We start from the raw sequence: 13,145 nt of genomic DNA on the forward strand, positions 1-13,145 counted from the left end.
CCAACACCGCCGCCCTAAGTCAATTTTTATGCGCGCTGAATTGAATCGAAAAAACCCACTGGGGTGTTTTTAGGTGATTGATATGCCAGGGAGATATCCACAGGCCGGGAATGTGGTTCACCACCCGGCAGCTGTACAGAATGAGCAGGCCTCTGCAGAGAAGGAAGCTGAACTCAAAGCTTTGGCCAAAAAGTTGCGTCCGCGAGGGGTCACTAAGGAAGAGCGCCGGGTGTGGGATCGTGTGGCGCTGGGGTTGGCAAAGGTGGGGCGGCTAAGGCCGCTGTTTGTGGATTATATCTATGAGTATTGTCGCACCAAGGTCGAGATGGATGAGTTGCGGCAATTTATCGCTGATAACGGACGCACCTATACCGTCGATGGCCGCAATGGTGAACAGATAAAAAATCACCCGGAAGTGGGTCAGCTGCGCGAAGTAGCACGATTCTGGAATAGCATGGTTGCACAGTTGGGTATGTCCCCCGCAACGGAACTTCGCTTTAACGACAAACAGGGCAACCTGTTTGATGATGAGTTCGACCGCCTATGACTTGGGATATAGATCATCTGGCAGATATGGATGCCTACTGCAATGATGTTCTGACGGGGGTAAAACCCGCGTGCCGCTGGGAAATTCTTTCTGTTCAGCGCCACGTAGATGACCTGCAGAAAGGGGAGGAATTCCCCTATGTGTTTGATAAGGATAAAGCCCTAAAGGTGATTCGCTTTATTGAGCTTCTGCCGCATGTGAAGGGCAAGTGGGCAGCCAAGCGTGGCCTCGCCAAGCGCATCCGGCTACAGCCCTGGCAAAAATATATCATCGGCTCCTTGTTTGGATGGGTTCACAGGGATACCGGTCTGCGCCGTTTCCATATTGCGTACATTTGCGTACCGCGAAAAAATGGAAAATCCCTTATTGCTGCCGGTATCGGTTTGTATATGCTCACTGAAGATGGTGAGTACGGGGCTGAGATTTACTGTGGAGCCACGACAGAGAAGCAAGCTTGGGAAATTTTTCGGCCAGCACAGAAAATGGCGGAGCGTACCCCGGCATTTCGTCGTGCCTATGGCGTGACCTCCCATGCGAAGCGACTGGAATGCGACCAGCGCGGCACCAAGCGGTTGCCGGACAACAGCCGCTTTGAGCCGGTAATCGGCAAACCCGGTGATGGGGCCAGCCCCAGCTGCGCCATTCTGGATGAGGTGCATGAGCACACCGACGATGTGCTTTACGACACTATGATCACCGGTATGGGAGCGCGAGACCAGCCGCTGATGCTGCTGATTACCACAGCGGGTGATCAGATCGCCGGCCCCTGTTATGCGATACAACAGGATTTACAATCGGTATTAGAGCAAAGTATCCAGAATGATGAGTTGTTCGGTATTGTCTACGGCATTGACCCCGATGATGACTGGACCGGTGAGCAGTCGCTTGTTAAAGCCAATCCCAACTTTGGTATATCTGTTGGTGGCGACTATCTAAAGGCAAGACAGCGTAATGCCGTGCAAAGTCCGCGTAAGCAGAACGCATTTAAGACTAAACATCTGAACGTTTGGGTTACCGCCAAGTGTGCCTGGCTCAATATGGTGGAGTGGAACCGGCAGGCGGATACCTCCCTGCAGCTGGAGGATTTCGCCACTGATCCTTGTTACAAAGGGTTGGATTTATCCAGCAAGCTGGATATCACCTCGAACATTTCTGTCTTTGAGCGAGAGATGGATGGCCAGCGGCATTACTATATTTTTGGCCGACATTACTTGCCGGAGGAACGGATCAGGGAAGAGAGCAATAAGCACTATCAAACCTGGGAACACCTGGGTGCACTGATTCCCACCGATGGCGAGACGATTGATTACGAGCAGATTCAGGACGACGTTGAGCATGATGTGCGCCACTTTGCGGTGAGGGCACTGGGGTTTGACCCTTGGGGCGCAACCCAACTGACGCAGAAGATCCAGAAGCAGATTCCTGAACTTGAAGTTATTGAGGTCCCGCAAAATTTCTCCATGTCCGATGCGATGAAAGAATTTGAAGCACTGCTCAAGGCTGGCCGTATTCATCACGATGGCAACCCGGTCCTCACCTGGATGATGGGCAATGTGGTGGCCAAAGAGATCGACGATGGCAAGAAAATCCGCCCGGTGAAGGAAAACAAGGAATCCAAGATCGATGGCGCCGTGGCCACACTGATCGCCTTCACTATCGCACTGACAGGCAAAGAGCCCGCTGTCAGCGTCTACGAAAACCAGAATATAAGGTTCCTTTGATGAAAGCACATATTCCCGACCTGATCGCCACTCTCGGCCTCGGGCTGCTCGCCTGTGGCCTCTGGAAAATCAGCCAGCCCCTGGCGCTCTGTGTGGTGGGCGGGGTGTTGATGGCTTTCGGGCTCCTGGTTGCCTGGCGGAATACCCGATCCACTTCAGTGGATGACTTCCGCGAGGCCCGTGAGAACAGGATGAATCATGCTGGATAAACTATTTCGCGCACAGACCAGCACCCTCAAGGCACCCAGCGATGATCTGCTGGCAGCCCTGAACGGGCCCCAGTCCGTCGCGGGTAAGGTGGTGACCCCGGACACCGCCATGCGTGTGGCCGCTGTCTATGCCTGTGTGCGCATCCTGTCGGAAACCGTCGCCGCGCTTCCGTTCAATCTGTACCGCAAAACCGGTGCGGATAATCGCGAGATTGCCAGCCAGCATCCCCTGCAGGTGCTGCTGCACGATTTGCCCAATGAGGAGATGACCGCAATGGATTTTCGCACCCAGCTGATGGCCGCGCTGCAACTGCGCGGCAATGCGTTCAGCGAGGTGGAGCGTGACAGAGCCGGCCGGGTGCGCGGTGTCTGGCCTATCAACCCCGACAAGGTATGGGTGGGGCGCTCGGAAACCACCCGGCGGTTGGTGTTTGAGATACACGATAACGATTTTCGATCTCTTACGCCGGAGCGTATATGGCGTGTTGCGGGCCTGTCTACCAACGGCATTATTGGCCTGTCGCCGATCAGTCAGGCCCGTGAGGGCATTGGCCTCTCCCTTGCACTGGAGGAGCACGGCGCCAGATTATTTTCTAACGGTGCCAGGCCCGGCGGCGTTCTGGAGGTGAAGGGCAGTCTATCGGATTCAGCCTATGAGCGACTGAGAAAAGTCTGGAATGAGCGGCACCAGGGTGGTGCCAACGCACATCAGGTTGCCATTCTGGAGGATGATGCCAAATGGCACCAGATTGGTATGAGCGCCGAGGATGCCCAGTTCCTCGAATCGCGCAAATACCAGCGCAGTGAAATCGCCTCCATCTTCGGTGTGCCGCCGCATATGATCGCCGACCTGGAAAAGGCCACCTTCTCAAATATCGAGCACCAGTCGATCCAGTTTGTGGTGTACAGCCTGCTGCCCTGGCTCAAGCGCATTGAGCAAAGCATTTTCCGCGATCTACTCTCTCCCTCAGAGAGGCGCGAGTACTACGCGGAGCACAGCGTGGAAGGGCTGCTGCGCGGGGATGCCAAGTCCCGCTCGGAGTTTTACCGCAATTTATTTAATGTGGGCACACTCAGCATTAACGATATACGCCGACTGGAAAATATGAACAGTATCGAGGGCGGCAATGAGCACTGGCTGCAGCTCAGTATGGCCCCCATCACCCAACCCCGCGAATCGACCAGCTCAGGAAACAACAATGCCTAAATGGTTTGAAATCAAAGCACAGACGGAAACTGCCCCGGCTGAAGTCTATATCTACGATTACATCGGCTACTACGGCGTGGAAGCCAAGGCGTTTATCGACGCACTCAACGCCCTGGATGCCGATGAAATCCACCTGCGCTTGAATACTCCCGGTGGCAGCGTGTTTGATGGCAATGCCATTTACAACGCACTGAAACGGCACAAGGCAACTATTACCACCTATATTGACGGCCTTGCCGCCTCCATGGGCTCCATTATTGCCCTGGCGGGAGAGCGGGTGATTATGGCCGACAATGCCATGTACATGATCCATAACCCTTGGACCAGTGCCTACGGCGATGCCCGTGAGCTGCGCAAGACCGCCGATACCCTGGATCGCTTGCGCAGTTCAATGCTGAGCATCTACCAGAAAAAGACAGAGATCGATGAGGAATCCCTGGCCGCGATGTTGGACAACGAAACCTGGTTGTCCGCCACTGAGTGCGTTGAGCACGGTTTTGCCGATGAGACCGCGGAGGGCTTGCAGGCAGCGGCCTACTTCACCCTGGACAAGTTCCAGGGCTATCGGAATATTCCCGCGCGCTGGGTTGCGTCGGCACCGCCAGCTAACCCCGAGAAAAAACCCGCAGAGGATGTTCAAAGCTACAACCACAGAACCCCGCTCTATGCGCGCCTGACCGAGATAGCAGCAAGAGCCTGAATTCAACCCTATTGCGAGCAGGAGCGCGCCGCGCTTCTCGCAACCACAGCCGGCCACTGGAAACAGTGTGTCGGCTTTTTTATGCCTAACCGGAGAGCACCCATGAGTAAATTACTCGACCTACAACAGAAGCGCGGCCAATTGGCAGCCTCTATGCGAACCCTGGTGGACAGCGTGGACGCCGCCAAGGGCATGACCACTGAGCAGGAAGAACAGTGGAAGAGCATGAATAACGATCTCAACACCCTGGACAAGCAGATCGAACAGCTGGAAAAAATGGCGGAGATCGAAGGCCGCCTGAGTGAAGTGCCCAATCCTGCACAGCGTCCCGAGCCCGCTGGCACCACACCTGCCAATCCGCTGGCCAGCACTGAATATATGGGCAACTTTGAGCGGTATGTGCGTGCGGGCATGAGTATGGATATCCAGGCCGCCCTGACCGTCGGTACCGACGCGGATGGCGGCTATACGGTGCCGGATTCCTGGGCCATGCAATTGATCGAGGCCCTGACGGATCACGTGGTGATGCGTGAACTCTGCACCGTTATCTCCACCAGCACCACCACCAACCTGCCGCTGGTGGCCGATCATGGCCAGGCCGGCTGGATTGAGGAGGGTGCACCTTATCCGGAATCCGATATCCAGTTTGGTGCCGGTGTGATCGAAGCCTGGAAGCTGGGGCGCATGATGAAAGTTTCCGAAGAACTGCTGCAGGATACCCAGGTCAGCCTGGAGAGCGAGATCGCCCGGATTTTCGGCCTTACCTTCGGCACCGCCGAAGAGGCCGCCTTTATTACCGGTGATGGCAATAAAAAGCCTACCGGCGTCACGATAACCGCTCCGGTTGGCAAGGTCGCCGCCAGTGCCAACGCTTTTACCTATGACGAGATTATCGACCTGATTCACTCGGTGCGCGCCGTCTATCGCAACGGTGCCAGCTTTCTGGCCAAGGACGGCACCATCGGCATGATGCGCAAGCTGAAAAGTACCGACGGTATTCCCCTCTGGCAGCCCAGTCTGCAGGCCGGTGTGCCGGACTCCTTCCTCGGTTACCGTGTGCGCACCAGCGAGGCCATGCCCGGGGTAGCCACTGGCAATAAATCCATTGCCTTTGGCGACTTCAGGCAATACCGCATCGCCGACCGTGGTGGCATGGTGATGCAGCGCCTCAACGAAAAGTATGCAGATACCGGCCATGTCGGTTTCCGTATGCGCAAGCGTACCGACGGAAAACTGCTGATGGCCGAGGCCATTAAGACCCTGCAGCAAGCGTAGCTACCTTTTCTTTAAACCCGCCTGTGCGGGTTTTTTACTATTTAAGGAAATTCCAATGGCAGCAAGTTTCAAACTGGTCCTGCTTACCAGTATGGTCACTACCACTCAGAGCCTCGCCGCCGGGGATGACATCGAGGTGGGCAATGACGAGGCATGGCATTTACTCAGTGATGGGCTGGCCCGGCCCAAGAGTAAAAAACAAAAATCGCCGGCAAAGCCCCAGCGCGTAGCTGAAGAGGAAGCAAAGGCGCTGGAGGCGCAGAAACGCCAAGCAGAGATGCAGTTACCCTGTGTACGCCCCGAAGGGGAAGAACTCAACGAAGCCCTGGCCAAGCTGACCGAGCGTGATCAAAAAATCCAAGCCCAGACCGATACCATTGCCGAACTGGAAGGCAAGCTGGCTTTGCTGGAAGAGGAAAATTGTCGGCTGCAGGACAATTCCAATGATGGGGAGAGTTCCCAATGATCTTCTCCCTGGACTTTCTTAAGCAGCATCTGCGTGACCCGCCGGAGGAAGAAGATATTTACCTGACTTCCCTCGGTGTTGCCGCAGAGCAGGCGTTCAATCACTACACCGGACGCATCCTGTATGCACGGGAGGCGGATCTCACCGATGCGCCGGAAAATGCCCTGGTCGTCACCGAGGAAATCGAATTGGGTGCCGCTGTGCTGGTGGCTTGGTTGTACGAAAACCGGGAAGGGAGCGTGAATGGGCATCAGCTGCCACTCCCAACACGCCTGCTCTGGAATCCGCACCGATGGCTGGCCGTGTAAGGATCGGCGCGCTGCGCCACCGCGTCATCCTGCAAACCCGCACACTCGATAGCCGTGCCACCGGGGCGAAAGTGGAAAACTGGAACAATCTGGCCACCGTGTGGGCGGAAGTCAAACCCCATGCCGCGCGCGAACTCACCGCAGCGGACAGCCGTTATCAGGAAACCAGTCACCAGATCACCATCCGTTACCGGGCAGGCATTACCAGCAAGATGCGGGTGCTGTTCGGGAGTCGGACTCTGCAGGTGGAGACTGTGATCAACGCCATGGAACAGAACCGCTGGCTGCATCTGTTGTGCAAGGAGATTGCCCTGTGAGCGACCATATACGGGTAGAGGGATTTAAGGAACTGGATAAGGCGCTAACAGCGATCACTGAAACCGCCATGGCGCAAAAGGCCCTGGAAGATGCTCTGTTTGATGCTGCGCAAGTGGTGCAGAAGACGGCTAAGGCCAAAGTGCCGGAGGAGAGCGGCAAACTGCGCAAAGCCATTCGCCGCTATCGCGGCAAAGCGGGCAAGAAAAAACTCGCCGGTAGCGGTAAACAGGATGCGCAGGTGTATGTCGGTACCAAATCCACCAAGAAAAACCCGGTCTTCTACGCGGCATTCGTGGAATTCGGCACCAAGCTGCATTCGGTGGAGCTCAGCCTGAAGGCGGTCAGACGCGGCGTCACCTCACTGGTGAGTAAGAAAGGTCGCTTCGGGAAAAAGGTGGCGGTGAAGGCCAGGGCCAAGCCCTTTCTGCGGCCAGCGCTGGACGAAAACCGAGACAAAGTACTCAAGCGTTTCAAAAATGCGCTGATCAAGCGCATTGAAAAAGCGTGGGGCAAAGAGGTGAAGAAAACGTGATTGAAACCGGTATCGTCACACGTCTTACCACGCAGATTCCTGAGCTGGCGGGCAATATTTTGCCGGTAGACCGGCAGGAGACCGACACCGTTCCGGTGCTGGTGTACCAGCGGGTTTCCACCACCCGTCCCCTAAGCGCCGACGGTACTACCGGCCTGGTGCAGAGCCGCTACCAACTCGATATCTACGACACCAGCTATGACAGCATGATTGCCCTGCGCAGTCTGGTGTGTGCGGCGTTGTCTGGTTTTGTCGGCGATCTGGGTAATGGTGTGCGCTGCTACGGCGCGCAACTGGAAAACGACCAGGAAGATTATATAAAAGAACTGTCGTTGTACGGCGGTTCCATTGATCTCACTATCTGGCATGAGGAATAGAGAGCATGAGCGAAGAAATCATTGCAATGGGCGTCAAGTTGCTCAGTGATGCTGCTACGGCAGACACTTTTGTCGAGGTGCCCAAGGTATTGACCCTGCCGGAATTCGGCTACGAGGCAGACGAGGTGGAAGTCACGCACCTCAATTCCCCCGGTGGGGTCAAAGAGTACAAGTCCGGCCTCAAGGATGGTGTGGGCTCCACCATCGAACTCAGCTGGGTGCCGGGAGATACCCAGCAGGAGGCGCTCAAGTTGGCCGCCACCAGCGGCAGAGTGATCAATTTCCAGATCCAGTGGCCGGACCCCGGGCAGACCCAGGTACAGGTGCCCTTACTACTCAAGAGTTTCAAGGTAGTTACCGCTATTGGCCAAAAGGTCACTGTTTCCATTGATGTCAAGGTTGCCGGCGCAGCCATCTGGGATACCTGGGCCTGATAGCCCCGAATCATTCATCGACAGCCTTGCGGGCTGTTTTCTGGACAAACTATTGGAGAACTCTTCATGGAAAAATTGTTGAGTAAAACAGAGATTTTGGGCGCGGATGACCTGATCTATGAGGAGGTGGCAGTGCCTGAATGGGGCGGCACTGTGCGTGTGCGCAACCTGACAGGCGGTGAGCGCGACCAGTTCGAAGCTTATTGTGTGTCCGCCGGCCAGAACGGCGTCGGCGGTCTCAATAAAGTGCGTGCGACGGCCGTTTCTCTGACAGTCGTTGATAAAAACGGAGAGCGCTTGTTTACCGAAGGCGATGTGGAAGCACTGAACAAAAAGAGTGGCGCTGCGCTTGATCGCGTCTTCACCGTAGCACAACGCCTGAATAAACTCTCCGAGGCAGATATTGAGGAGCTCAAAAAAAATTTTCAGAAAGCCCCTGGCGAAGATTCCTGTTCCGATTAGCGCTATTCAGGGGCTGCTCCGTGCGCGAACTGCTAGCCAGTACGGACAGCGCCGAGCTGTCGGAATGGATGGCCTTTTCCAAGTGTGAGCCCTGGGGCTATGAGGCAGACAACTGGCGTATGGGACAGTTGGCCGCTACCGTCGCGAATTATTCCGGACGTGTCAAGAAACCACTGCAGGCAAAGGATTTTATGCCGCCGTCAATGAAAACCAGGCGCCAGCGACTGGCGGAGTCCATCGCCAAGTTCAAAGTTTTTCTGGGAGGATAGTCGTGGGCACAGTCGCATCGCTGCTTGTTGAACTGGGGGCCAATACTGCCAGCTTTCACGGAAAGATGGCGCGTGCGCAAAAGGAGTCCCGCAAAACCGGTGCCAGTTTCAATAAATTGGCGAAGACCGGTGCGGTGGCCTTTGCTGCGATGGCCGCTGCGGCGGTGACCGGTATTGGTGTCATAGTGGCACATTCCCTCAAGGTGAATGACCAACTGGCAAAAACCGCGGACAAGCTGGGCGTAACCACCGAAGCACTGGCGGGTTTGCGCCACGCCGCCGAGCTAACTGGCGTCAGCCAGCGAAAGCTGGATTTGGGTTTGCAGCGAATGACCCGGCGGGTGGCAGAAGCAGCAAAAGGCACAGGGGAAGCCCGCGGTGCTCTGAGGGAACTCGGCCTTGATGCCCAAAAGCTGGCGAGATTGTCGCCGGACCGGCAATTTGCCAACATTGCCACGGCTATGAATCAGGTTGGCAACCAGTCTGATCGTGTGAGACTCGGCTTTAAATTGTTTGATTCCGAAGGTGTGGACCTGATTAACACCCTGAAACTCGGCAAAGGCGGTCTTAGCGAACTTGCTAAAGAAGCGGAGGTGTTGGGGTTGGCGATCAGCCGCGTTGATGCGGCCAAGATGGAACAGGCCAACGATGCCATGAGCCGCGCCGGCGCTGTGGCGAAGGGCCTGGGCAACGAGATTACAGCCAAGGTCTCCCCGGTGATCACCTCGGTGGCCCAGGGCTTCACCGACTGGGCAGTAAATGTTGACGGCTTCGAGGGCGCGGTCAACAGCGCGTTCAATGGCGCCGTGCAGGGCGCCGTCTTGGTATTGGATGCCTTCTATCCAGTAGAACTCACGTTCAATGTCCTCAAACTGGGCGCCCTGGCCCTTGGCAGTGCTGTTGCTGACGCTATGGCCACCAGTGCGGATTCGGTAGCGACCTTCCTGAGCGATTTTTTAACTCCGTTCCGTGTCACCTTTATCGGTCTGATCCAGTTCATTAATTCGGGTTTGCAGAAGTTAAATACAATTGGGTTGGTTTCTGATGCGGCAGCTGAGAGAGCCGGTGCTTTTGCCGATACCTTTTCGGAAAAGATCGACAACGCCTTGCAATTCGACCCTGACGATATCCGCAAATTTGCCGATAATCTCGGCAATGCCGTCGAGATGCAGGCGGCCAAAATTGAAGAGCTGGTGAACGGTCCCAGCCGTGGTGAGCGGCTGCAGGCCTGGGTAGCAGATGCCCAACTGGCTGCACAACAAACTGCCGAAGTCACCGCCGCCGCTGCGGTAGCTGGCACGGCGGCAATTGAAAACGCAATGATCAAGCGCACAGAACTGCAGCAATGGCAATTTGAACAGGAGGGGCTGCTGCTACAGGCCAGCCTCGGTAATAATTTTCTTGCCCGCGACCTTTGGTACCAGATTGAGGCGGACCGCAAGCGGTTACACGAACAGGAACTGACCGATATTGAAAAGGAGCAGGCCAAGTACCGTATTAAGCTTGCCCAGGATGAAGCTGCGGCGCGTCAGCGCGCCACGGGAAAAATGTGGTCGGATTTGGCCAGCCTGCAAAACAGCAAGAGCCGCAAGATGTTCGCACTGGGTAAGGCAGCTGCAATTTCGCAGACCGTAATCAGTTCCATTCAGGGCGCACAGGACAGTTATACATCACTGGCAAAAATCCCGATCATTGGACCTGCCTTAGGAGCTGCCGCTGCGGCTGCCGCTCTTGCCGCTGGTGCGGTGCGGGTGCAGCAGATCAAGTCCCAGCAGTTTCAGGGGGGTGGGTCTGTTTCCGGGGCCGGCGCTGCGGCCGTTGGGACGGCTGGGGTAGCGACACCGTCAATTAACGCGCCAACACCAACGCCGGACACAAATTCCCAACCGGCGGCCCAGACCCAGATCATCATTCAGGGCGATATCAGCAGCAATGATGCCCAGCGTTTGGTGGACGACCTTCGCGAGCTGATCAATAATGGCGATGTGGTGTTAATTGAACCCAACTCACGCAATGGGCGGGAACTGGCCGCGCTCAATGCCTGAAGGCAGGGAGGCTGTAAGTTGAAAAAAATGCTACTCGCACTCTGTATGGTGGCTTTGGTAGGCTGTGCCAGTACGGAAGAATTTGTTGAAGGCTCGAAGATATTGGGCAGCTTGTTCTGGCATAGCGCACCCAGGACGGAAAACGTCTGTGTGACAGGCAGTTTCGGTGTGGAGTGTATTAGTTACACGGTACCAAACGACCAGCTCACCCCGGAGCAAAAGGCTGAAATAGAGCGGCAGGTGACAGAAGAATACCTGGAAGAGAAACGCCGAAAAGAAACTCCAAGAATCTGAAAAAATCCCCAACCCCCATCAAGAACCGCCCCCGGGCGGTTTTTTTGTGCTCGCTTTCCGACGGGCTTTTCCCGAATTATCTGGATGCACCCATGGCTGAAATCCGTTATACCGCCACGCGCGAACGCGTCAGCGGTTCACCCGAACTGATCACTACCAATCTTATGCATTGTGAGCGTGTGTGTCGTACCGAGGGCAAAGAGCACATTGCGCTAAGCGGCTACACAGAGAGCACGCTGTATCGTATCGATATCGAATGGCAAATCACGACAGCCCCCTTCGACCCGGATCAACTGCCGTACTGGAGAGAATTTGGAGCGAGCTGTGCCAATGGAGAGACGTTTGAATTGGATATTTCCGATATTACCGGTGGTCCCGGCACCCCGTTTTTCTGCCGATTGAAGCGTAACAGTTATAAGGAAAACCGGCACGAACACTTCTGGTTCCAGATTGCCTTGATTGCAGTGGAGGTGTAAGCGGTGCGCAACAACCCCGAAACCTTTGATCTGGCAAACCAGTCCCCCCAGCGCCCGCTGCGCCTGGTGGTGGAGATCGGCTATGACCTGCCGCTGTATATTACTTCCCACCGGGATATTCCCGGCCTGCCCGCCAATGCCATTCTCGGGGCCTTAAAAAAATGCTCGGCCACCAGCCAGCGTCTGCTGCCGGAACAGGGCAGGGCGGAGATCGGCAGCATCCGGTTTGAAGTGGTGGATATTGCCGGCCAGCTCTCCTATGTGCTGCGCGATGAACTGGAACAGGGCAGCGGTATCAAGGGCCGCACTGTGCGCCTGTACCAGGGCTTTGCGGGACTCAATTGGGAGGATTACCGCCTGGAGCAAACCCAGATTGCCGAGGAATCCGTTGCTTACAGCGAAGGGGTGTACCGGGTGCGCTGCCGGGATATCCAGCGGGAGATGCGTCGGGAACTGTTTGTGCCCAACGGCACGCGCCTGGCTGCGGATTTTGCCAAAACCGCCAGTACCCTGCGGGTGTTCGACACCAGCCGTTTTGAACCCAATCCCCATACCGCCGCCTATGGGGACGCCCCCAATCAATCCGTGTATTACCTGAAAATCCAATACCAGGACGGCTTTGAAATTGTGCGTGCCAGTGGCAAAACCACCAATAGTTTTACCGGCTGCGCCCGCGGCCTGTTCGGCACCTATGCCCGCGATCATCTGGTGCCCACCGACAACGACGACGAGCGCGGGATTGCGGTGGAGGAATTTATCTACCTGGAAGGGCCGGGCCCGCAACTGGCCTATGCCCTGCTCACAGGCCTTGTGCTCGGTACCAATCATACCTTGCCCGCTAATTGGCACCTGGGCATTGATCCCGCCCTGGTGGTGCGCGACGAGTTTGAACATATCGGCGCGGACTGGTATCAGCCCGGGGATCACAGCAAGGGTAAAATACTCAGATTTGATGGTTTGAAAAAAACCGACGGTAAAAAGTTTATCGAGACCGAGATTAATTTATTGCTCGGTGCCTTTATGCCGGTCAATGCCGCCGGACAATTGGGCCTGCGCCGTATGGCCGGAGTGCTGGCCAATGCCGCCACCGTGGCGGCCATTACCGCTGACGAGGTTACCCGGGCCGGCGAACTGAAATACCACCTGGCCGGCGTGCGCAATGTATTTGCGATTCACTGGAGCTGGTTCGAGCAACCGGGCTTCGATGGCAAATTCCTGCGTGCGAATAATTTGATTGATGCCGATTCCGTTGCCATACACGGCGAAGCCAAACCCCACACCCTGAAATTCCGCGGCCTGCACAACACCCGCCACACCTACACCACCATTAAAAATACTTTCGACGCCCTGCGCGATCGCTTTGCCGGCCCGCCGTTGAGTCTGCGCCTGCAACTACTGCCCAGCAACAACGACCTGGAGGTGGGGGATATCGTCAGGGTCACCCTGCCGCAGCTGCGGGATCATTCACAGGAGGTGGCCGACGGTATTCTGGACCGCGCCATGGA

At 56.1% G+C, this 13,145-nt stretch carries 17 protein-coding genes and 1 pseudogene; all 18 read left to right on the forward strand.

Annotated elements, in window-relative coordinates; genetic code table 11:
- Positions 1–82 precede the first annotated feature (82 nt).
- Positions 83–547 carry a P27 family phage terminase small subunit gene (locus tag Q5Y71_RS15335; protein WP_306042981.1) on the forward strand — a complete coding sequence of 155 codons (465 nt, stop codon included), beginning with the start codon at positions 83–85 and terminating at the stop codon, positions 545–547.
- On the forward strand, positions 544–2,268 hold the full coding sequence (locus tag Q5Y71_RS15340; RefSeq protein ID WP_306042982.1) for a terminase large subunit: 1,725 nt from the start codon (positions 544–546) through the stop codon (positions 2,266–2,268). The genes Q5Y71_RS15335 and Q5Y71_RS15340 overlap by 4 nt, the downstream gene beginning before the upstream one ends.
- The gene (locus Q5Y71_RS15345) at positions 2,268–2,477 is read left to right on the forward strand and encodes a hypothetical protein (protein WP_306042983.1); all 210 of its coding nucleotides are present in this window, start codon (positions 2,268–2,270) and stop codon (positions 2,475–2,477) included. The genes Q5Y71_RS15340 and Q5Y71_RS15345 overlap by 1 nt, the downstream gene beginning before the upstream one ends.
- Positions 2,467–3,684: a phage portal protein gene (locus Q5Y71_RS15350; protein WP_306042984.1), complete on the forward strand. Its 1,218-nt coding sequence runs from the start codon at positions 2,467–2,469 to the stop codon at positions 3,682–3,684. The genes Q5Y71_RS15345 and Q5Y71_RS15350 overlap by 11 nt, the downstream gene beginning before the upstream one ends.
- Positions 3,677–4,384 (forward strand): head maturation protease, ClpP-related, encoded by a 708-nt coding sequence (locus tag Q5Y71_RS15355; RefSeq protein ID WP_306042985.1) that lies wholly within the window; start codon positions 3,677–3,679, stop codon positions 4,382–4,384. The genes Q5Y71_RS15350 and Q5Y71_RS15355 overlap by 8 nt, the downstream gene beginning before the upstream one ends.
- Positions 4,385–4,486: 102 nt before the next feature.
- Complete coding sequence (locus Q5Y71_RS15360; protein WP_306042986.1) at positions 4,487–5,659, forward strand: phage major capsid protein; 1,173 nt, start codon at positions 4,487–4,489, stop codon at positions 5,657–5,659.
- 55 nt (positions 5,660–5,714) lie between these two features.
- Positions 5,715–6,125, forward strand: a complete 411-nt coding sequence (locus Q5Y71_RS15365) for a hypothetical protein (RefSeq protein ID WP_306042987.1) — start codon at positions 5,715–5,717, stop codon at positions 6,123–6,125.
- Positions 6,122–6,433, forward strand: coding sequence for a head-tail connector protein (locus Q5Y71_RS15370; RefSeq protein WP_306042988.1), 312 nt, complete (start codon positions 6,122–6,124; stop codon positions 6,431–6,433). The genes Q5Y71_RS15365 and Q5Y71_RS15370 overlap by 4 nt, the downstream gene beginning before the upstream one ends.
- On the forward strand, positions 6,418–6,750 hold the full coding sequence (locus Q5Y71_RS15375) for a phage head closure protein (RefSeq protein WP_306042989.1): 333 nt from the start codon (positions 6,418–6,420) through the stop codon (positions 6,748–6,750). Before Q5Y71_RS15370 ends, Q5Y71_RS15375 begins: the two co-directional genes overlap by 16 nt.
- Positions 6,747–7,283, forward strand: coding sequence for an HK97-gp10 family putative phage morphogenesis protein (locus Q5Y71_RS15380; RefSeq protein ID WP_306042990.1), 537 nt, complete (start codon positions 6,747–6,749; stop codon positions 7,281–7,283). The genes Q5Y71_RS15375 and Q5Y71_RS15380 overlap by 4 nt, the downstream gene beginning before the upstream one ends.
- Positions 7,280–7,660, forward strand: a complete 381-nt coding sequence (locus Q5Y71_RS15385) for a hypothetical protein (protein ID WP_306042991.1) — start codon at positions 7,280–7,282, stop codon at positions 7,658–7,660. Before Q5Y71_RS15380 ends, Q5Y71_RS15385 begins: the two co-directional genes overlap by 4 nt.
- Positions 7,661–7,665: 5 nt before the next feature.
- Positions 7,666–8,094, forward strand: coding sequence for a phage tail tube protein (locus Q5Y71_RS15390; protein WP_306042992.1), 429 nt, complete (start codon positions 7,666–7,668; stop codon positions 8,092–8,094).
- Between the two features lie 66 nt (positions 8,095–8,160).
- Positions 8,161–8,556 (forward strand): hypothetical protein, encoded by a 396-nt coding sequence (locus Q5Y71_RS15395; RefSeq protein WP_306042993.1) that lies wholly within the window; start codon positions 8,161–8,163, stop codon positions 8,554–8,556.
- 20 nt (positions 8,557–8,576) lie between these two features.
- Positions 8,577–8,825, forward strand: coding sequence for a hypothetical protein (locus Q5Y71_RS15400; RefSeq protein WP_306042994.1), 249 nt, complete (start codon positions 8,577–8,579; stop codon positions 8,823–8,825).
- 2 nt (positions 8,826–8,827) lie between these two features.
- Positions 8,828–10,870 (forward strand): hypothetical protein, encoded by a 2,043-nt coding sequence (locus Q5Y71_RS15405; RefSeq protein ID WP_306042995.1) that lies wholly within the window; start codon positions 8,828–8,830, stop codon positions 10,868–10,870.
- A gap of 18 nt (positions 10,871–10,888) precedes the next feature.
- Complete coding sequence (locus Q5Y71_RS15410) at positions 10,889–11,164, forward strand: hypothetical protein (RefSeq protein ID WP_306042996.1); 276 nt, start codon at positions 10,889–10,891, stop codon at positions 11,162–11,164.
- Between the two features lie 92 nt (positions 11,165–11,256).
- Positions 11,257–11,640, forward strand: coding sequence for a hypothetical protein (locus Q5Y71_RS15415; protein ID WP_306042997.1), 384 nt, complete (start codon positions 11,257–11,259; stop codon positions 11,638–11,640).
- Between the two features lie 3 nt (positions 11,641–11,643).
- Positions 11,644–13,145, forward strand: a pseudogene (locus Q5Y71_RS15420) (hypothetical protein); the annotation flags it as partial.

It is taken from the genome of Microbulbifer sp. 2205BS26-8 (genome assembly GCF_030731025.1).
Lineage (GTDB): Bacteria > Pseudomonadota > Gammaproteobacteria > Pseudomonadales > Cellvibrionaceae > Microbulbifer > Microbulbifer spongiae.